Consider the following 19,063-nt stretch of genomic DNA (forward strand, 5'->3'; position numbering starts at 1 on the left):
AGGCGCCTTGCGGCTTTTCCGACCTACAACGACTTATCTAGTTTGGTATTACAGCCCGCTTTTCTGCTTGGCCATATAATCGGCCAGGAACTGATCAAAATCGATATGATCCGCAGCTTCCATATCTTTTTGCTGTTGCAGTGAGCTTTCGCTAAGCTGGCTAAACAGCGCCTGCCGGGCTTTATCGACCGGCTCTGCTTTGAGCTGCTCGGCTTGTTGTTGTGCCTGCTGCAGGGTGAAATGACTGAAACTGCCCTGTGCTTTGACCGCTGCCAGTACCTGTGCCGATGGTGTCAGTTCCGGTTGGTCAATGCACTGACGGAAATGATCCAGCGCCTGCTGGTGCTCTGGTTGCTCCAGGCCTGCATCCAGTAATGCGGCCACTTGATTCAGTTGATCAAACAGCTCATGACTCCAGGCTTCACGGCTAATGTCACCGGCTGGTCGTTGCAGCATCAGGCCCGCTTTACGACCTTCATTTACGATCAGGCTGTGGTTCTCATCCACCATGCGACATTCGTCATCTGGCGTATTCGGGCTATTTTCCAGCAGACAATACAGCAGGAAGGTATCAATAAAGCGTGCCTGCTGTTTGGTGATACCGATACCCTCAAATGGGTTCAGGTCGATACAGCGCACTTCGATATATTCTACACCGCGCTCCATCAGCGCTTGTGACGGACGTTCGCCGGAACGGGCCACACGCTTAGGGCGGATATCACTGTAATACTCGTTTTCGATCTGCAGGATATTGGTGTTTAGCTGACGGTATTCACCATCCACTTTTACGCCCATGGCTTCATAGCGCTCGTGCGGTGTATTGATCGCATGAGTCAGCGTTTTGACATAGTTGCTTAGGGTGTTAAAGCAGATCTTCAGGCTGGCCTGAACATTGTTCTGATAACCCAGACCGCTCATTCTCAGAGAGGTGGCATAAGGCAGGTATAGGCTGTCATCGTCCAGCTCTTCCAGCGGATGCTCTCTGTCTTCGACAAAGCTTTTATCCACAACCGGAGAGGCTCCAAACAGGTACAGCAGCAGCCAGCTATAGCGGCGGAAGTTACGGATTAGGGCAAAATACTGCTCAGAGACAAAGTCCTGTAATGGCAGATCTTTAAGCTCTGGATCATCTTTTTGCAGATGTTGCAGCGCAGGCCATAGTTGTTCTGGCATGGAGAAGTTGTAATGCAGGCCTGCAATGGACTGCATAATGCGACCGTAACGCCAGGACAGACCCTGACGGTAGACTGTCTTCATGGTGCCTGAGTTAGAGCTGCCGTACTGAGCGATAGGAATACTGTCGTTACCGTGTAGCTTACACGGCATACTGGCAGGCCAGATCAGCTCCTGATCCATATTCTGATAGCTGAAACGATGCAGGTCACTCAGAAAGCCCAGAGTATCATCCAGTTTGGTGGACACTGGCGTAATAAACTCCAGTAGGGCTTCAGAGTAGTCCGTAGTGATATAGGGATGGGTCAGGGTTGAACCCAGGGCCTTGGGATGAGGGCTTTGTGCCAGTTCCGCATCCGGGGTGATTCGCAGACCTTCCTTCTCCAGACCTCGCTGGATCTGGGTGAAAAGGCCCTTTTGGGCTAAGGGTTGCAGAAACTGCAAACGATCTTGGATGGTAGCTGACAAGTGAAATCCCCTATATTCGCCACGGGTTGCAGTAAAATTTAAAAGCCTGATCTGGCAATATTGGGGCGACAGAATAGGCTTCAAGGCTTTTCCGCACTTAACAAACTATTTTTGTCAGGTGCTATTTATTCAGTTTAGTGTCTATCGATTAATTAGCCGTAGACGCTGTGTTTCATTTTTACGTATTAACTGCTGATTGTGTCGCAATTAATGCGGTGTCGAATGTGTGAATGCGACCGCTTTTTGTCGCAGATAGATCGCACGACAAAAGTTGGCCGTCACATTCACCGTCTCATTCTCAATACTTCAGGGCTGTGTTATTTGCCCTTTTTCTTTTGCGCCTGAGCCAGCAACATACCCAGTGTACCCATCTGGCCGCCAGCGTCTTTTGAAGAGCCTTGAGGTTTACTCTGATAGCTGCTGCCACCGCCCCCACGGTTTTGACGACGGCCACCTTTACCAGAGCGCCCTGCGTCATCACCAGCGCTGGCACCACGGCCCTGTTGAGCTTCCGGCTCATCCGTCAGGCGCATGGACAGGGCGATACGACGACGCTGCTGATCCACATCCATCACTTTAACTTTGACGATGTCACCGGCTTTTACCACGGTACGCGGGTCTTCGACAAATTTGTCCGATAGTGCAGAGATATGCACCAGGCCATCCTGGTGCACGCCAATATCCACAAAAGCACCGAAGTTGGTCACGTTGGTGACTGCACCTTCCAGAATCATGCCCGGCTTAAGATCGCTGATCTCTTCGACGCCTTCCATAAACTCGGCGGCTTTAAACTCAGGGCGTGGGTCACGGCCCGGTTTATCCAGTTCCTGCAGAATATCGGTTACCGTAGGCAGACCAAAATCGTCATCGGTAAACTGAATCGGGTTTAAACCCTTCAGGAATTGGCTATCACCAATCAGGCTATCCAGGGCGCGATTGCTCTGTTGCGCAATCTTCTCTACTACAGGATACGCTTCCGGGTGCACAGCGGATGCATCCAATGGGTTGCTTCCGTTCATGACCCGTAAGAAACCGGCACACTGCTCAAAGGTTTTAGGGCCTAAACGAGACACATCTTTTAAGGCTTTACGGCTATCAAAGGCACCGTGCAGATCACGGTGATTGATAATATTCTGCGCCAACGTGGCGTTCAGGCCGGATACACGGTTCAGCAAGGCTACGGAAGCGGTGTTTACATCGACACCAACGGCGTTTACACAGTCTTCAACCACGGCATCCAGACTGCGAGCCAGCTGGGTTTGGGATACGTCGTGCTGGTACTGGCCAACACCGATGGACTTAGGATCGATCTTCACCAGTTCTGCCAGTGGGTCCTGCAGGCGGCGGGCGATAGATACCGCACCACGGAAGCTTACATCCAGGTCCGGGAACTCTTTAGCAGCCAGTTCAGAGGCGGAATAAACCGAGGCGCCGGCTTCGCTGACCATGATCTTGGTGACTTGATGGTCCTTGATCAGTTTCAGCAGATCTCCGGCCAGCTTGTCTGTTTCACGAGAAGCTGTGCCATTACCGATACTGATCAGGTCGACATTGTGTTTCTGAACCAGTTTGGCGAGTACTGCCAGGGATTCGTTCCATTGATTGCGTGGTGCGTGCGGGAAGATGGTAGTGTGATCCAGCAGTTTACCGGTGGCATCAACCACGGCGACCTTAACACCGGTACGCAGGCCCGGGTCGAGACCGATAGTGGCACGAGGGCCCGCTGGGGCGGCCAGCAGCAGATCTTTCAGGTTGCTGGCAAAGACCTTAATCGCTTCACCTTCGGCATCTTCGCGCAGACGGCCCATCAGTTCGGTTTCGATATGGGTCAGCAGTTTAACGCGCCAGGTCCAGCGTACCACCTCCTTCAGCCAGGTATCGGCGGCACGGCCCTGATCTTTGATGTTAAAGTGGGCAGCGATCTTCTCTTCGCAGGGGTGAATCTTCAGCTCTTCGCTCTCAGGAATGATAATGCTCAGCTGCAGCATGCCCTCGTTACGGCCACGGAACATCGCCAGAGCACGGTGTGAAGGTGCGCTTTTGACCGCTTCGTTATGCTCAAAGTAGTCGCTGAACTTTTCCCCGGCACTTTCCTGACCCGGTACGACGCGGGATTGCAGTTCGCCCTGATGCCACAGGTAATCTCGCAGCAGAGACAGCAGCTCCGCGTCTTCACTGAAGCGTTCCATCAAAATCTGCTTGGCGCCGTCCAGCGCCGCTTTTTCATCGGCTACGCCCTGATCAGGGTTCAGATAATCTTTCGCGGCGGTTTGTGGATCTTGATTGGGATCGTTAAACAGTAGGTCGGCCAGCGACTCCAGACCGGCTTCACGGGCGATCTGAGCCTTGGTGCGACGCTTCGGTTTATACGGCAGGTAGAGATCTTCCAGGCGGGTCTTGGTATCGGCTGCCAGAATATCTTTCTTCAGCTCGTCCGTTAGTTTGCCTTGCTCTTCAATGCTGTTCAGTACGGTGCTGCGACGTTCTTCCAGTTCTCTCAGGTAGCGCAGGCGCTCTTCCAGATTACGCAGCTGGGTATCATCCAGGCCGCCGGTCACCTCTTTACGGTAACGGGCGATAAAAGGAACAGTGGAGCCTTCATCTAAAAGGGCAACGGCAGCACTGACCTGGGTATTTTTAACATTAAGCTCTTCGGCAATGCGCAGGGCGATCTGTTCCATGAAGCGGGCTCTCTATTAGCAGGTTGTAGTAATACCAATCCTGATAAGTTGTTGTAGGTCGGAAGGGCTATAGGTGTCTTCCGACAATAATCAGTTCTCCAGGTCAGTGTCGGATGGTGCTTTGCTTATCCAACCTACCTAAATATCAAAAAATTTATCAGTAATGGTATAAGTTGTTTCATCATCTTATTTGCCCCGGCGATCTTCAGCGCTATATCAATGGAGCAAAGAAAATTAAGCTGGTAATTTATACAGTAAAAAGAGATATCTCGCAAAACTAACCAGCGCTTCCCCCTGGCAGATCGGTTTGCCGGTCAATTGGGGATCTCGCATTATGGTGCAGTGTTTATTTTTCGCAAGGCCAACGATAGGGGTTGCCTGGTAACAGATTGTTAATAAAAGTGAGATTAAGGCAGGCAAGAGAGCAAGAGGTAAAAACAGGAAGTAGCAAATACAGGTGGAAACAAGAAAGGCGAACAGTCAACTATTCGCCTTTCTTTAGAGCGCTTTGCTAAGCGTATGCTGTGACCAGCATGCGCTTGTTCAGCAAGACGTTATTACAGCTGAGGACCCGCTGCAATAATAGCTTCGTCAACACCTTCAAATTTCTTGAAGTTCTCAACGAATTTAGCGGCCAGCTCTTTAGCCTGTGCATCGTAGGCTTCTGGGTTGGCCCAAGTGCCACGAGGCTGCAACAGGTTAGTATCAACACCTGGAACCTCTGCAGGTACTGCCAGGTTAATACCTTCCAGTTGAACTGTCTGGATATCTTCCAGAGCACCGCTTTGAATCGCAGAGATAATACCGCGAGTCGTTGGGATGCTGAAACGTTCACCTTCACCGTAAGAACCGCCAGTCCAACCCGTGTTAACCAGGTAAACTTTAGAACCGAACTCTTCGATGCGCTTGATCAGCAGGTCAGCATATTCTGCTGCTGGGCGTGGGAAGAAAGGTGCGCCAAAACAGGTAGAGAAAGTGGACTTGATGCCGCCACCGGAACCCATTTCAGTAGAGCCTACCAAAGCAGTGTAGCCAGACAGGAAGTGGTAAGCCGCTGCTTCTTTAGACAGAACGGAAACAGGAGGCAGAACACCGGTCAGGTCACAGGTCAGGAAAACAATCGCTTTTGGCTCACCGGCACGGTTTTCCAGAACACGCTTCTCGATGTGCTCCAGAGGGTACGCTGCACGGGTGTTCTGGGTTTTGCTGACGTCGGTGTAATCCGGCGTCTTGCTGCTATCCAGAACAACGTTCTCCAGAACCGCACCAAACTTGATGGCGTCCCAGATTACTGGCTCATTTTTCTTAGACAGGTCGATACATTTTGCGTAGCAACCGCCTTCGATATTGAATACAACGCCTTTGCCCCAGCCATGCTCGTCGTCACCGATCAGGAAGCGATCAGGGTCGGCAGACAGGGTGGTCTTACCGGTACCAGACAGGCCGAAGAACAGGGTGGTTTCACCGTCTTCGCCCACGTTAGCGGAGCAGTGCATTGGCAGCACGTCTTTCTCTGGCAGTAGGAAGTTCTGTACAGAGAACATGGCTTTTTTCATTTCACCGGCATACTGCATGCCTGCCAGCAGAACCTTGCGCTTCGCAAAGTTGATGATCACTGCACCGTCGGAGTTGGTGCCGTCACGCTCTGGCTCACAGGTGAAATAAGGCGCGTTCAGAATCTGCCACTCACCCTTGGTTTTCGGGTTGAACTGGTCAGGACGAACAAACAGAGTACGGCCAAACAGGTTGTGCCATGCAGTTTCAGTCGTAACACGGATCGGCAGATAGTGCTCAGGATCAGCACCCACATGCAGCTCAGAAACGAAGGTATCTTTTTGACCCAGATACTCTTCTACGCGCTCCCACAGTGCGTCAAATTTAGCAGAATCGAATGGGCGGTTAATCGCACCCCAGTCGATTAGGTCAGCCGTGCTTGGCTCTTCAACAATGAAACGGTCCATTGGAGAGCGGCCAGTACGGCGGCCTGTGGAAACTACAAGAGCTCCATTGCTGGCTAGTTCACCTTCCTGACGTTCTACAGCGCACTGAACCAGTTCAGCTGTACTCAGGTTAGTGAAAGTCATTACAGAGCTATCGTCAATCGATGTCGTCATTTACTTGTGTCCTTCGGCTCCAGCCGATCAACTAGTACCAAACGGGTATAGAAAACCGCTGTGATTTTTAAGCAATCAAGCGAGTCCAGTGAGGTTTTTAGGCGCGTATTATGTCAAAAAAGAGGGGGGTCTGCGAAGCCCTGATAAGCAGAAAATTCTGAAAATCAGTTACAAAACAAAAATCTTGGTGCGGTTGCACAGGTTTGAATAGGTGATTTTAGGATTAAATGCTGTTTTTTCAGTATTTATGTTTGCCTGTAAACTGGATGCTAGTGATTCTTACTAAAGTGAAGATGTAGTGACGCCAATGAAGAAATAGAAAAAAAATTCCTTTTCCATCGGAATAGGGTCAATAACCCAAGGGGGATAGGTAAAAAAGCCATTAAAGATTGACCCGTGTAGCCACACTACATCAAATGCTCATGAATTGCAGCTGCATAGTATGGGAAAGGTGTTTCAGGAAGTTTACACCCTGGCCTTGTATCGGAAAAAATGTTTATGATCGGAAACATTATGTAGGGCATCTTCTTTAGATGGGCGGGGGATTAGAAACAATAGCAATATTAAGGAAGCAAGAAGGCCCGCGATTTGCGAGCCTTCTTTATATACCTATCAACGTATCAATCTGGTCAGTGAATCACAGGTGCAGGCGCACCCGGGTCATTAAACAGATTATCGATATCCGCCGCATTAAAGCGATACAGGGTGTTACAGAACTGACATTGGCTTTCGATGTCGCCACGTTCTGCAATCACCTGGTTCAGTTCTTCCTGACCGACGCTAATCAGCGCATTTTTCACCCGTTCTTCGGAGCAGGTGCAGTTAAACTGCAGCGGGCTACCTTCAAAGATACGCACCTCTTCCTGGTGGTACAGGCGGTGTAGCAGATTTTCAAAATCCAGGCTGTTCAGCTCTTCGTCTTTCAGCGTCTCAGCCAGACTTACTGCCCGTTCCCAGGCATCAATATCCTGTTCGCTGTTTTCTGACGGCAGGGCCTGCAGCATAAAGCCAGCGGCGATACTCTTATCGCCTTCTAGATCTGTACTGAACCATAAGCGACTGGGCAGCTGCTCGGATTGCGCAAAATACTGCTCCAGACAGTGGGCCAGGGTTTCACCTTCCAGGGATACAATGCCTTGATAGCGTTTACCGTTTTTAGGCTCCATGGTGATCACCAGCTGGCCATTACCCATCAGCTGTTGCAGGTTTTCCGGCTCACCGATATCACCTTCCCAGCGAGCAATCGCTCTTAGATCACCGCCTGGGTTAGATTCTGCCATCAGCAGGCTACAGTCGCCTGCACCGCGGGCTTGCAGTGATAGTATGCCATCAATTTTTACCGTCGCGGTTAACAGAGCAACTGCGGCCAGCATCTCGCCCAACTGTTTTTGAATCGGCGCAGGGTAGTCGTGTTTGTTCAGAACTTCCTGGAAGCTGTCGTGCAGGCGGACCACTTCACCGCGAACCGGTGAGTTTTCAATCAGAAAGCGTTGAATAAAGTCGAATTGGCTCATAATGCTGTCTTTTGTATTCGGTTTGGGTTGTTAAAAGTCATGACCGACCTTTAACAACGGGGTTCAGGCGGATAGATGATCCTATCTGTCCAACTGCGGTTTATTCCGCATTGCTGTCGATACGCTTAAAACGATGGATCTGACGGCGGGACTTCTTATCAGGGCGGCGGTCCGGTGCTTCCTGGGCTGCGCGGATCAGTTTGCGTCGTTCCGCTTCTGCTTCGCGCTTCTTAACGCTGTCGTCTGTTTCCTGGTATAGCTTAGTAGCCTCCGGTGCGCCACGACGTTGATCGGATACGTCAGTGATCTTGACCACTTTCTTATCCCAGCCTTGGGGCGCGGTGATCATGGCACCGACTTCGGCCATCTTGCTGCTTTTACAGCGCTCACCGTTATATTCCACTTTACCCCCTTCAATGGCCTTTTTCGCCAGTGCACGGGTTTTAAAAAAACGTGCGGCCCAGAGCCATTTGTCCAGGCGTACTTTTTCAGTCTGTTCTGCCATATCGATGCTTAGCGGGTAATCTGGTTAAAGGTTTTTACACCCGGATAGCGGGTTACCGTACGCTCCGGTGAACGCATATCCGGCTGTAAAATGGTGTACAGATACTGGATGCCATACGCTTGTGCGGAGTCCAATACCTCTTCATTATCGTCAATCAGCAGTGTTGTGGCGGGATTATAAGCCACTTCACTTTGCAATGCCTGCCAGAAGGCGGGGTCCTCTTTGGCGATGCCCAGTTGTGCTGAGCTGACAATATCATCCACATACTGATCCAAGCCTGTGGGTGGCGGTTTTAGTTTCAGGCTGTGTTGATCCGCATTAGTGGCCAGCACGATACGGGCATTGTGCTGCTGCAGGAACTCCAGCAGGTGTTTGGCATCGCTACGGAAGCCGATCAGATGCTGCACTTCTCTTTTCAGCTCAACAATATCCAATTCAAAGCACTTAGCCCAGTAATCCAGGCTGTACCAGTTCAGGGTACCCCGTTGACCATTGATAGCACTGATGACGGTTTCTTTGGCGCTGGCTTCATCCAGCTTATGCAGTTGGGCATAACGCTTGGGCAGATGCTCTAGCCAGAAGTGACTGTCAAAGTGCAGATCCAACAGGGTGCCATCCATATCCAGTAATACGGTTTCGATCTGATCCCAGGCTGGAGGCGGTAGTTCACTCGGTTCCAGGGAGGTGTGAGTCTCTGTCATAAGCACCCTATATATAGAAGCAGTATCAGTGGAGGGATAGAAGTCATCGCCTTGCTTCTATTAAGTATGGGGTATAACAGAGATTTCAAGGTGTGGCAGCTGACTTGATCTATCAATTACTTCGGTGACTTCTTTGATAGTGAAGCGCGGGCTTTAGTGCTGCTTTATCCCTGTGTGCGGATTTTGGAACATTTCTTTAGCTCGCTAATATCATATGGCTTGTTATTCCAATAGCGCAGCCTGTTATCACTGGTGCAAAGCGTGTTCTTGCGAGAGTGATGTTTGCATTTGTGCGTCTTCCCGCACAGATTGTCATTGTATTTTGGTTTTACCACTTTCCAAATTGCTCAGATCTTATCTTTAGTGGCCCATCCATCCATTAAGACTGTTTTTTTATTCGACTTAAGTCGCAATAAATAGCTCATGCCATAGGTGGAATCTCCCTGTTATTTATTGTTGGGGTGCGGGAATCCGCTCTTTTTCTGTTTTTTCTAATGTTGTAGGTGTCAATGCTTTTTATAAAAAAGTACTTTTAAATCAGTTAGTTATTTTTATGTAAACAAAGTTAAAAAAACTGGCATTGATCTTGAAATAGCTAAAGAGTCACAGCCTTTAATAGTCATTTGGGCTGGCCTTTGCATTCTGGCCACCAATCTGGTGGCCGTTTTTTCCACAAGTAGGAAAAGTCAGAAAGCGTTTCGCAAAGCCCTAAAGACCGTTTAAAGGCCGTTAAAAGATTTAAGGCAAACAATCGATAAAAACAATTTGGAGTCGGATCAATGCGTACACTGACCAAAGCCGTAGCACTGGCAACCTGCATGATGGCTGGCGCAGCCTCTACTGCTGCAATCGCAGCCCCTGTAACTATCAAGTTCTCTCACGTAGTCGCTGAGAACACGCCTAAAGGCCAGATGGCTCTGAAATTTAAAGAGTTGGCTGAGCAACGTCTGCCAGGTAAGGTTAATGTTGAGGTTTACCCAAACTCTCAGCTGTTCGGTGATGGTAAAGTACTGGAAGCGATGCTGTTAGGCGATGTACAGATCGCTGCTCCGTCTCTGTCTAAATTTAAGAAATACACCAAGCAGCTGCAGGTTTATGATCTGCCATTCCTGTTCAAAGATATGGATGCCGTTGATCGCTTCCAAAAAGGTCCAACCGGTCAGAAGCTGCTGACCTCGCTGGAAAAGCGTGGTTTGGTTGGTCTGGGTTATATCCACAATGGTATGAAGCAGCTGTCTGCCTCTAAACCACTGCGTGTACCGGCGGATGCGGAAGGTCTGAAGTTCCGTATTATGACCTCTGACGTACTGGTGTCTCAGTTTGAAGCGGTTGATGCGATCCCGCTGAAGAAGCCATTCTCTGAAGTATTTACCCTGCTGCAAACCAAAGCGATTGATGGCGCAGAAAACCCATGGTCCAACCTGTACTCCAAGAAGTTCTTTGAGGTTCAGGATTACGTGACTGAAACCAATCACGGTGTATTGGACTACATGGTAGTAACCTCTGCCCGCTTCTGGAAAGGCCTGCCAGAAGATGTTCGCAGCGAGCTGAAAATCGCAATGGATGAAGCGATCGCTCACGGCAATAAGATCGCTGATCAGAAAGCGATGGGCGACCGTCAGCGTATTATCGATTCCAAGCGTACTACCGTACTGCAGATCTCTGATGCCGAGCGTCAGCAGTGGGTAGATGCTATGAAGCCAGTATGGAAGCAGTTCGAGCGTCAAATCGGTAAAGACGTTATCGAAGCAGCGATCCAGGCGAACAACTAACAACCCAAGCGGCTGCTATAGCAGCAGTCGTGAAGTTGTAAACGCGTCGTAGAGAAGAGAGCACCCTTTCCGTATGGAAGGCCTGAACCCTGAGATACGGAAAGGTGTGTTTTATACCAAACCAGATAAGTTGTTGTAGGTCGGAAAGGCCGCAAGGCGCCTTCCGACAATTATCCGGTATCGGAGTCAGTGTCGGATGGCGTTTCGCTTATCCAACCTACTCTGATATCAAGAAACTTATCGGTAATGGTATTAGACGCGCAAAAAGCGTTTTAGACGCGTTAGCTATGTTTTAGGCGTAAAAAGCAAAACACCCCCTTTATTTTTGACTCATGCCCGGTACTGGAATGGTTTGCGAAGGCAATGCATTCAGCACTGATGGGTCTTGCTGTGCCTGTGAAAACTGCGTTTTTGCACACTGAAAACAGTTGTTATCTCAAGAGCTTGTTGTCGTTTTAAGTCATCTGTCCTGATAGCGCATCACCAGTGCCTGTCTGCAGAACAGCCGATTAACCAAAGATAAGAGTTTTTATCATGGTCCGTTTTATCCACAAACTTGAAGAGAACATTGTTGCTCTCTTACTGGTCGCCATGACCCTGCTGGTATTTCTCGAAGTGGTCATGCGTTTTGGCTTTAACTCCGGTCTGATCTGGATTCAGGAAGCTACCCTGTACACCTCAGCCTGGTTTGTTTTATTTGGCGCGTCTTATGGGGTGCGTATTGGTGCCCATATCGGTGTGGATGTGGTAGTGAAGCTGCTGCCAGAGCCAATGCGCCGTGTGGCGGGTTTAATTGCCATCGCTCTGTGTTTTGTTTACTGCGCCCTGTTCCTGATGGGCTCGTGGGACTACCTGCAGCTGATGCATATGATCGGCATTGAGATGGAAGATCTGCCGATTCCCAAGTGGCTGGCGATGATCATTATGCCGGTGGGTTTTGTGCTGCTGGTGATCCGTTTTGCTGAGTTGGGCTGGGCAATTCTGACCGGTAAACAGGATGGTTTCCATCTGGCAGATGAAGGCAAAGAGAGCATGCATCTGGCTGAAGAGCTGCAGCAAGCGGCAGACACTGCCAAGGCAGAGAAAGATTCTGCTGATCAAGCGGAAGATTCTGATAACGCTAAAGGCTCTGATCAAAACGGTGCTGCAAAAAATAACCAAGATAAATCTGATAACCAGGGAGCAGACAAATGACCATTGCTGTACTTTTCCTGATCCTGTTTGGCTGTATCTTCCTGGGTATGCCAATTGCTGTCGCGCTGGGTTTATCCAGTGTAGGCACGATTCTGATGTTCTCTGATGACTCGCTGGCATCGGTGTCATTAAAACTGTTTGAAGCGCTGTCGCACCATTACACGCTGCTAGCGATTCCGTTCTTTATTCTGTCATCCGCATTTCTGTCTACCGGTGGTGTAGCCAAGCGTTTGATTAACTTTGCCGTTGACAGTATTGGCCACGTAAAAGGTGGTCTGGCGATGGCATCGGTGATGGCGTGTATGTTGTTTGCAGCGGTATCCGGTTCTTCCCCGGCTACAGTAGCGGCCATTGGTACGATTGTAATCGCCGGTATGGTGCGTGCAGGTTACCCGGAAAGCTTTGCTGCAGGTGTGATCGCTAACGCCGGTACCTTGGGTATTCTGATTCCACCTTCTATCGTAATGCTGGTTTATGCCGCTGCAACCGAGGTGTCTGCCGCGCGTATGTTTATGGCGGGTATGATCCCAGGTCTGATGATGGGCGGTATTCTGATGATCGCCATCTATATCGTCGCCCGTATTAAAAACTTCCCATCTCAGCCGTTCCCAGGCTTCCCGGCGCTGCTGCGTTCCGGCGCTATCGCCATGGGCGGTCTGATGCTGATCGTGATTGTACTGGGTTCCATCTACGGTGGTATCGCATCGCCAACGGAAGCTGCTGCAGTAGCTGCTGTTTATGCCTTCCTGGTCGCGGTATTTGGCTATCGTGATATGGGGCCGCTGAAAGATAAGCCTTGGCGCTACGAGGGTGAAAATCTGGGTGCCTGTATTGCCCGTAACTTTGCCCAGATCTCTATTGGCCTGCCGAAGTCTTTCTTTGATGATGAAGTGCGCCGTGTGGTACTGGATGCGGCCAAAGTATCTCTGATGCTGCTGTTTATCATCGCCAACGCCATGCTGTTTGCCCACGTACTGACCACTGAGCGTATTCCGCACACTATCGCGGAAACCATTATCGGCTGGGGCTTGCCAGCCTGGGGCTTCCTGATTGTGGTTAATTTACTGCTGCTGGCTGCAGGTAACTTTATGGAGCCATCTGCAATCCTGTTGATTATGGCACCGATCCTGTTCCCGATTGCTACTCAGCTGGGTATCGATCCGATTCACCTGGGTATCATCATGGTGGTGAATATGGAGATCGGTATGTTGACGCCGCCGGTGGGGCTGAATCTGTTCGTAACGGCGGGTATTACCGGACGCAGTATGGTCTGGGTGATTAAAGCCGCACTGCCATGGTTGGCTCTGCTGCTGGGCTTCCTGATCATCGTTACCTACGTGCCTCAGGTATCTCTGTTCCTGCCGGAGTTTATCGACAGCCTGAATGGTTACTAAACTCTTGGTTTGATGTTCTCAACCCTTGGGTGACCGGGGTAATGGTCACCAGACTCTATCGATCTGACCTCACTTTAGATCATACTTGCGATGCTTTGAGCATTTCTCAGCCCTGCCGTTTGGTGGGGCTTTTTTTGTCCTGTCGGTTTGCCTCGTTGTTTTGCCGCACCATTATCAATTCAACTGTCTTTCCTGATTGCCTGTTACCTAAGTGACTCGTACAGTATGAGCTGATTGAAATTGTATAGAGCGGTGGACCAACAATGGATTCTATAAGCTACGCGGAGTTTCAAAAGAACCTGGCGGATACTCTGGATAAGGTAAACGACGAGCATAAGCCGGTAATAGTCACCCGTGAGAAGGGCGAACCGGTTGTGGTACTCAGTCAGGAGGATTTTCGCGCCTACGAAGAGATGGCGTACCAGATGGTAAAACTAAAAAATGAAGAGTGTCTGAAATGTGCGCTGGCGGAGCTAGATAAACAAACGACTGTTTGAAATTTGTCTGATTTGGTTTTACTCTGACTATTCAGCTTTGCCTATCGCAACACGGCTAATAACAACAAAACCGGAGGCACCTATGGCTCGCTTTGTTTCTCAATCACTTGCTCTTCCTTTGTCCTATTTTTCAAAAACAGTTTTACCTACAGAGCGCTTATCAACGGCGTTTTTATCAACAACGGTCATATCAAAAGCTCTTTTATCAACAGCGCTGTGTGCATCTATTGCACTGTTCTCATCTCAGGCTTCTGCTCAGATCAGTGTGGATCAACCGCTGCCTAAAGTGAGCATTGAGAAAGACGGTGAGCTGATGCTGAAAGACAGTAAAGTCCAGTATCAGAGTTGGAATAGTGATCAACTAACGGGCAAGGTTTATCTGATTCAACATATGGCGGGACGTAGCTCAGCCAAAGAGATTAACGATCCTTTGATTGAGCGCATCAAGATGGCAGGCTTTGATCGGGAGAAATACAGTACTGTCACTGTTGTTAACACCGATGATGCGATCTGGGGTACGTCTGGTTTCGTGAGTAGCAAGCTGGAAGGCAATAAAGAGAAGTACCCCTGGTCGATTATGGTACTCGATAAAGAAGGTGTTGCCCGCGATATCTGGCAACTGGAGAAAAAAAGTTCTGCGATTATCGTGCTGGATCAGAACCAGCAAGTACGCTGGTTTAAAGATGGCAAACTCAGTGAGCAGGAACAGCGACAAGTGATGCAGTTGCTGGAGCAACTGCAGGCCAATCACCTGCAGTGACTCTGTCTGTGTCTTTATCAGTTTGCCATCTCGATTATTTTAAAGGTTAGAGTTGAGTGGCTTCCCGCAGGAACTCACTAAACCGATTCCAGGATTTTTTATCGGCAGTCTCTTGGTAACGAGGGCTGCCAAATACGGTAAAGGCATGAGGCGCGCCGCTATAGGTGATCATCTCATGCTGAATGCCACTTTCTTCCAGTTCGATCGCCAGGTTCGCAAACTGATCCATGGTGATTGCTGTATCAGCGCTGCCATGGAGAATCAGCAGTTTGCCTTGGGCATTTTGATAACTCTGTCCTTCCGGGGTTTTTAGTCCGCCGTGGAAGGTGGCAAAACCTTTCAGTGCTGCCCCTGAGCGAGCCAGTTCCAGTGCCGCAGCACCACCAAAGCAATAACCCATGACAACCGTGTTATTGAGATTACCGCCCTGCTGCTGAGCAGTATGTAGCGCGCCTTGCATCAAGCGGCGCATTTTCTCCCGGTCTTTATACAGCTCTCCGGTATGCTGGCGCTTATCTTTGACCTCAGTCGGCCGTATACCTTTGCCAAACAGATCGGCAGCAAAAACGCTGTAGCCCATCTGTTGCAGCATATCTGCGCGTTTTTTCTCGTAATCTGTCAGGCCATCCCAGTCATGTAACAGGAGTACCAGAGGAGCCTTGGTGCCTGCGCTAACATAGTAGCCTTGATACTCCTCTCCACTAACCTGGTAGGTAATATCTTGAGCAAGTGCCGAAGCTGAGGTTAATAACAGGCTGGTTGCCATGGCTGGGATAACAGTGTGTTTTAGGCATGTAGAACAAAGTTTGCGGATGTTCATCGTCAGTCTCCAGGACTTATGATCATTACCGGAACGTTTATGAATTACGGGTTATGCGAGTTATTTGATGTCACCGCGGTTGATGAACTCAATGTAGTTCGCAATGGATTGGTATTCTCAGTTTAGTACGATTGATGTTTGGTTTATGGATCAGTGTAAGGGTTTATGTCTGAGGTTTTATTAAACATAATCGCTGTCAGATCGTGGTTTACTGCTGAAAGAAGCAGGCGAGTATCAAACAGACAACCAAACCGTAGTTTCAGGCACCGGAAGAGATTTATGACGATTCAGAGCTTGCTGCGCACTGGGCACAGCAAGCTTATGGCGTAGCATTAAGAGCTAAGCAGTCGTTTATGGGGCGAGATGTTCAAACTGCTGGTCAATGAATCTTCATTACTGAATATATTTCTCTTCCAGCATTGCACCCAGTTCATTCACAATCAGGGTTTGTTCCTCCCAGATCTTTTCAGCCAACCAGGGCTTTTTGGCATAGAACTGACGGCTTAACATCAGGTAGTAATCTTCGGTGTAGATAGGCTCCATAGCGCGACTGATAAACTCTGCCAGCTCTGCATGCTTTCGCGCCAGCGCTTCCACATGATTAACAATTAGCACAGCGGCCGGAGCTTCACGTTGTAACAGTGTTTGAAGAGCCTCTGTTGTCGTTGCTTTATGGATCAGGGGGTAGTCATATTCTTTTAGCTTATCTTCCACTGCGTTAATTTGAGTTAAGATAACGCTCTTGCCTTTAAGTCCATAGATCTGGCCTCCATCGGTAGACACGCGTGTATCTTTGACGCGATAGAGAGCGTACTCTTCTCGGTATAACTTTTGCCTGGGGTCAACTTTCGCTTTGGTGAAAGGGTATTTACCGGTAAACAGCCACTCCTCGCGATAAGGTACGTTAAACAGACCGTCCAGTTTTCCGCTTTTGATCTGTTGCAGGCAATCATTAAACTCGCAGCGTACTAACTGGAGTTTTACCTCTTTTACCTTCTTGCCCAGTGCCTGCATGATTTCGACAGAGTAACCGGGGTTATTAGTGGGGATATCTGTACCATCATCCAGATAATAAGGCGGGTGAGAAGTGGTTGGGTAGCCGACCAGAAAACGCAGTGGTGCGGCTTGGCTGATAGTGCTCAGTGCCAACAGGCCACAGCCTGCCAGTATGCCAAATTTTCTGAGAAGTGATAATTGCGCCATGCTTGCCTCCGGCAGAATTCTGTCCCTGATCGGTATATCGTTCACAGTGAATTGAGTCTCTATTGTGAGTAGTTATAACACAACACGATGAATAAGGTCTTGACCCAAAGATCTGCGCTGTTAGTCTGCCGTAGTTTTATTACTGGGCATCCACAGCCTCATTCAGGGCGAAAAGTAGAGTCATGAGCCATAAACCTGAATATTTTATGCACAGGGCAATCGAGCTGGCACAACAAGCAGCAGACCAGGGCGAAGTACCTATTGGTGCAGTTGTCGTGTTGGATGGAGAAATAGTCGGGCGGGGATGGAATCAGCCGATTACTGGTTGTGACCCTTCGGCCCATGCGGAGATTATGGCATTAAGAGATGCAGGTCAGACGTTGCAAAACTATCGTCTGAATGAGTGTGATCTTTATGTCACTGTAGAGCCTTGTACGATGTGCGCCGGTGCGATTATTCATAGCCGGATTCGTAAGGTGTATTATGGTGCGGCTGAGGCAAAAACCGGGGTGAATGAAAGTATTTGTAACCTGTTTGCTCAGCCCTGGTATAACCATAAGGTTACTGTTGAGGGCGGTTTATTGGCTGGGCGTTGTCGTCAGCAATTAAAACAGTTCTTTGCTCTACGCCGGGGTAAAGACGAGAGTAAGGAAGGATGCAGTAATAACACGCAAGAGCAGTGATTAAAGTACAGGAGGTACAATACTAAAGCTGACGCTTTGGCTGATGGGTTGTTCGGTCACCCGGTTCTGGGCGAGCTGTTGTAAGCGTGTATCGTACCAGCTCAGGATATCGTAGTACTGACGTATATTCTGTACATAGGTCACAGGCTCTTGACCTCGGGCAAAGCCATACTTGGTGTGCTTGTACCAGTCTCGTTTCTGCAATAGAGGCAGGTGCTCGCGTACATCGATCCACTTGGTTGGATCTTTTTTCATATGCTCAGTAATAATGCGGGCATCTTCTAAGTGACCAAAACCAACGTTGTATGATGCCATCGCCATCCAGGTACGGTCGGGTTCCTGAATACGTTCCGGCATACGGCGGATCAGTTTTGCCAGGTAGCGTGCTCCACCATAGATGCTCTGCTTTGCATCAAGGCGATTGGTTACGCCCATCTCTTTTGACGTATTGCGGGTTAACATCATCAGGCCTCGTACACCCGTAGGTGATTTAGCATGAGGTCGCCAATGAGACTCCTGATAGCCTACCGCTGCGAGTAATTTCCAATCCAGATCATATTTTTTAGCGGCGCCACGGAAATGGCGCTCATACTTCGGTAAACGATTGCGAACGTGACGTAAAAAAAGCTGAACACCTACATAGTTCAGTTCTTCTTTGTGGCCGTAGTAGCGATCCTGCATCTGCTCCAGCTGGCCCTCTTCAGCCAATTTGGCAAAAAACTTTTTCGTTTCCTGATAGAGGGTGTAATCCCTTTGCTTTGGCATGACCCAGGCTAGCTTATGATTGCCCGGCAGCTTAAACGCTTCTTTTACCTTAGTGAAATAGGCCAGATTAATATCCAGCTCGTTGGAGTTTACTACTGCGTAGTCCAGTTCTTCTTCCTGCACCATGCGAATCAGATCAGTTGCTTCCAGGTCTGCTGTTTCTTTCCAGCTGAGCTTGGGGTGTTGGCTTTGCAACTCTCGTAGCAGACGCGCAGATTCGGTTCCGGCGATTACTGCGAGCTGGCTGCCGACCATATCGTCGAGAGATTTCGGTTTTTGGTGTTCGGTGTTTCTGCGGTTATAGATAACAATCGGCTCCACCTGCATATATTCAGGAGCATAGAGAAAGTCGTGAATTTTAGACAGGCTGATCTCAAGACCAGCGGCACCGATATGGGCTTCACCGCGGCTGAGGGATTGGTAGATCTCTTTAATATCGTGGTTGCTGTCGATCTCTAACTTAACACCCAGATGTTCGGCAAACAGTGTTGCCAGTTCATACTCCATACCGGCAGGGCCATCAGCGCCTTCATAGTATGTCATCGGAGTGTTGCGGGTGAGGATTTTCAGCACGCCCTGCTGTTTGATCTCTTCGAGTACACTGGGGCGCTTCTCCTCTTTTTTACAGGCAGACAACAGCATCGCCACTAGCAGGAGTACTGCTAAGCAAAGAAATGACGAATAAGTGAATCGAGTCTGCTGCACGGAAAATTACCCTGAAAGTGATCCTTTTAATGGATGCTATACGAATGATTGAGCCTATTGTCGCACTTTTTTGACATCAAAAACTCAAACTTGCTTCACAATACCGTGAAAGTC

The 19,063-nt window shown here is 49.2% G+C and carries 15 protein-coding genes; 6 read left to right on the plus strand and 9 right to left on the minus strand.

Features of this window, described 5'->3' with window-relative positions; genetic code table 11:
* Positions 1 to 48: 48 nt before the first annotated feature.
* From gshA to yrfG, 6 genes are all read right to left on the minus strand, one after another.
* The gene (gshA, locus tag H579_RS0102690; protein WP_028299391.1) at positions 49 to 1,641 is read right to left on the minus strand and encodes a glutamate--cysteine ligase; all 1,593 of its coding nucleotides are present in this window, start codon (positions 1,639 to 1,641) and stop codon (positions 49 to 51) included.
* A 317-nt stretch (positions 1,642 to 1,958) separates the two neighbouring features.
* Positions 1,959 to 4,322 (minus strand): Tex family protein, encoded by a 2,364-nt coding sequence (locus tag H579_RS0102695; protein WP_028299392.1) that lies wholly within the window; start codon positions 4,320 to 4,322, stop codon positions 1,959 to 1,961.
* 557 nt (positions 4,323 to 4,879) lie between these two features.
* On the minus strand, positions 4,880 to 6,436 hold the full coding sequence (locus H579_RS0102700) for a phosphoenolpyruvate carboxykinase (RefSeq protein ID WP_028299393.1): 1,557 nt from the start codon (positions 6,434 to 6,436) through the stop codon (positions 4,880 to 4,882).
* A 629-nt stretch (positions 6,437 to 7,065) separates the two neighbouring features.
* Positions 7,066 to 7,950: an Hsp33 family molecular chaperone HslO gene (gene hslO, locus H579_RS0102705; RefSeq protein ID WP_036565163.1), complete on the minus strand. Its 885-nt coding sequence runs from the start codon at positions 7,948 to 7,950 to the stop codon at positions 7,066 to 7,068.
* A gap of 100 nt (positions 7,951 to 8,050) precedes the next feature.
* Positions 8,051 to 8,455 carry a ribosome-associated heat shock protein Hsp15 gene (gene hslR / locus H579_RS0102710; RefSeq protein WP_028299395.1) on the minus strand — a complete coding sequence of 135 codons (405 nt, stop codon included), beginning with the start codon at positions 8,453 to 8,455 and terminating at the stop codon, positions 8,051 to 8,053.
* A gap of 8 nt (positions 8,456 to 8,463) precedes the next feature.
* A complete protein-coding gene (yrfG, locus tag H579_RS0102715) occupies positions 8,464 to 9,156 on the minus strand; it encodes a GMP/IMP nucleotidase (protein WP_051227249.1) in 693 nt (230 codons plus the stop codon).
* Between the two features lie 779 nt (positions 9,157 to 9,935).
* On the opposite strand from yrfG, the gene H579_RS0102720 reads away from it, so the two are divergent.
* The 5 genes from H579_RS0102720 to H579_RS0102740 all read left to right on the plus strand — a co-directional run bounded on the left by H579_RS0102720 (position 9,936) and on the right by H579_RS0102740 (position 14,773).
* Positions 9,936 to 10,928 carry a TRAP transporter substrate-binding protein gene (locus tag H579_RS0102720; RefSeq protein WP_028299397.1) on the plus strand — a complete coding sequence of 331 codons (993 nt, stop codon included), beginning with the start codon at positions 9,936 to 9,938 and terminating at the stop codon, positions 10,926 to 10,928.
* Between the two features lie 534 nt (positions 10,929 to 11,462).
* The gene (locus H579_RS23970; protein WP_084623854.1) at positions 11,463 to 12,122 is read left to right on the plus strand and encodes a TRAP transporter small permease; all 660 of its coding nucleotides are present in this window, start codon (positions 11,463 to 11,465) and stop codon (positions 12,120 to 12,122) included.
* Entirely contained in the window at positions 12,119 to 13,516 is a 1,398-nt protein-coding gene (locus H579_RS0102730; protein WP_028299398.1) for a TRAP transporter large permease, read from the plus strand. Before H579_RS23970 ends, H579_RS0102730 begins: the two co-directional genes overlap by 4 nt.
* A gap of 263 nt (positions 13,517 to 13,779) precedes the next feature.
* A complete protein-coding gene (locus tag H579_RS0102735) occupies positions 13,780 to 14,013 on the plus strand; it encodes a type II toxin-antitoxin system Phd/YefM family antitoxin (RefSeq protein WP_028299399.1) in 234 nt (77 codons plus the stop codon).
* An 82-nt stretch (positions 14,014 to 14,095) separates the two neighbouring features.
* On the plus strand, positions 14,096 to 14,773 hold the full coding sequence (locus H579_RS0102740; protein WP_084623856.1) for a YtfJ family protein: 678 nt from the start codon (positions 14,096 to 14,098) through the stop codon (positions 14,771 to 14,773).
* Positions 14,774 to 14,819: 46 nt separating this feature from the next.
* On the opposite strand, the gene H579_RS0102745 is transcribed toward H579_RS0102740, so the two are convergent.
* A complete protein-coding gene (locus H579_RS0102745) occupies positions 14,820 to 15,593 on the minus strand; it encodes a dienelactone hydrolase family protein (protein WP_245583198.1) in 774 nt (257 codons plus the stop codon).
* A 393-nt stretch (positions 15,594 to 15,986) separates the two neighbouring features.
* The gene (locus H579_RS0102750; protein ID WP_028299402.1) at positions 15,987 to 16,796 is read right to left on the minus strand and encodes a substrate-binding periplasmic protein; all 810 of its coding nucleotides are present in this window, start codon (positions 16,794 to 16,796) and stop codon (positions 15,987 to 15,989) included.
* 182 nt (positions 16,797 to 16,978) lie between these two features.
* Between H579_RS0102750 and tadA the strand changes: the two genes are divergently transcribed.
* Positions 16,979 to 17,479: a tRNA adenosine(34) deaminase TadA gene (gene tadA / locus H579_RS0102755; protein ID WP_028299403.1), complete on the plus strand. Its 501-nt coding sequence runs from the start codon at positions 16,979 to 16,981 to the stop codon at positions 17,477 to 17,479.
* Here the strand turns inward: tadA and mltF are convergent, their stop codons facing one another.
* A complete protein-coding gene (mltF, locus tag H579_RS23975; protein WP_157834541.1) occupies positions 17,480 to 18,949 on the minus strand; it encodes a membrane-bound lytic murein transglycosylase MltF in 1,470 nt (489 codons plus the stop codon).
* Between the last annotated feature and the right edge of the window lie 114 nt (positions 18,950 to 19,063).

Source organism: Oceanospirillum beijerinckii DSM 7166 (genome assembly GCF_000422425.1).
Classification (GTDB): domain Bacteria; phylum Pseudomonadota; class Gammaproteobacteria; order Pseudomonadales; family Halomonadaceae; genus Oceanospirillum; species Oceanospirillum beijerinckii.

Excerpts from the sequence above, each read along its gene's own strand:
- H579_RS0102695 (WP_028299392.1), bottom strand. The coding sequence starts at position 4,322 with ATGGAACAGATCGCCCTGCGCATTGCCGAAGAGCTTAATGTTAAAAAT.
- H579_RS0102700 (WP_028299393.1), bottom strand. The coding sequence starts at position 6,436 with ATGACGACATCGATTGACGATAGCTCTGTAATGACTTTCACTAACCTG.
- hslO (WP_036565163.1), bottom strand. The coding sequence starts at position 7,950 with ATGAGCCAATTCGACTTTATTCAACGCTTTCTGATTGAAAACTCACCG.
- hslR (WP_028299395.1), bottom strand. The coding sequence starts at position 8,455 with ATGGCAGAACAGACTGAAAAAGTACGCCTGGACAAATGGCTCTGGGCC.
- yrfG (WP_051227249.1), bottom strand. The coding sequence starts at position 9,156 with ATGACAGAGACTCACACCTCCCTGGAACCGAGTGAACTACCGCCTCCA.
- H579_RS0102720 (WP_028299397.1), top strand. The coding sequence starts at position 9,936 with ATGCGTACACTGACCAAAGCCGTAGCACTGGCAACCTGCATGATGGCT.
- H579_RS23970 (WP_084623854.1), top strand. The coding sequence starts at position 11,463 with ATGGTCCGTTTTATCCACAAACTTGAAGAGAACATTGTTGCTCTCTTA.
- H579_RS0102730 (WP_028299398.1), top strand. The coding sequence starts at position 12,119 with ATGACCATTGCTGTACTTTTCCTGATCCTGTTTGGCTGTATCTTCCTG.
- H579_RS0102735 (WP_028299399.1), top strand. The coding sequence starts at position 13,780 with ATGGATTCTATAAGCTACGCGGAGTTTCAAAAGAACCTGGCGGATACT.
- H579_RS0102740 (WP_084623856.1), top strand. The coding sequence starts at position 14,096 with ATGGCTCGCTTTGTTTCTCAATCACTTGCTCTTCCTTTGTCCTATTTT.
- H579_RS0102745 (WP_245583198.1), bottom strand. The coding sequence starts at position 15,593 with ATGAACATCCGCAAACTTTGTTCTACATGCCTAAAACACACTGTTATC.
- H579_RS0102750 (WP_028299402.1), bottom strand. The coding sequence starts at position 16,796 with ATGGCGCAATTATCACTTCTCAGAAAATTTGGCATACTGGCAGGCTGT.
- tadA (WP_028299403.1), top strand. The coding sequence starts at position 16,979 with ATGAGCCATAAACCTGAATATTTTATGCACAGGGCAATCGAGCTGGCA.